1 pseudogene is annotated in these 477 nt (G+C 48.0%); it reads right to left on the reverse strand.

Going from position 1 to position 477, the window contains the following annotated elements:
- Positions 1–477 (reverse strand): annotated as a pseudogene (locus tag QZ995_RS23735) (phage tail tape measure protein); the annotation flags it as partial.

A 477-nucleotide genomic window follows, 5' to 3' on the forward strand; every position in this document is an offset into this window, starting at 1 on the left:
GCTTCTTCTCTTACGGTCGCATTCACGTTAATCGTAACATTATTAGAGGCGTAACTAGAACCATCATCGCTCACAGGTTTTCGTCTATCGGACGGTGACTTAGACGCTTCTTCCTTGCTGGCTCGATTCTCCTCTGCGGTCATTACCCTTTCGCCTTTGTGTAGGCGCGCATAATATCCGTCGAATGGTACGTAATCAAGGCCGCTGTAGTGAGAACCGTCGTCCCCAACGCCTATATTGCGACGCTCGCGGAAGTCCCTCATCTTTTCTTGTTGAAGCGAGTAATCCATTTCCATTTCGGTTATTCTTGGAATGTTAAGTGCGAGCTCTTTTTCACCCATCCAGTTAGCCGCCCAGTCAGGCAATTGCATACTGAAAGCCTGATTCATCGCGTCAATTAACGTATTTAACTTCCCGATTACCCAGTTCACTCCGGTCGCAAACGTGTTCTTGATAGTAACCCACAGGGAATGGCCT

Source organism: Brevibacillus laterosporus (genome assembly GCF_030489605.1).
GTDB classification, from domain to species: Bacteria; Bacillota; Bacilli; order Brevibacillales; family Brevibacillaceae; genus Brevibacillus_B; species Brevibacillus_B laterosporus_E.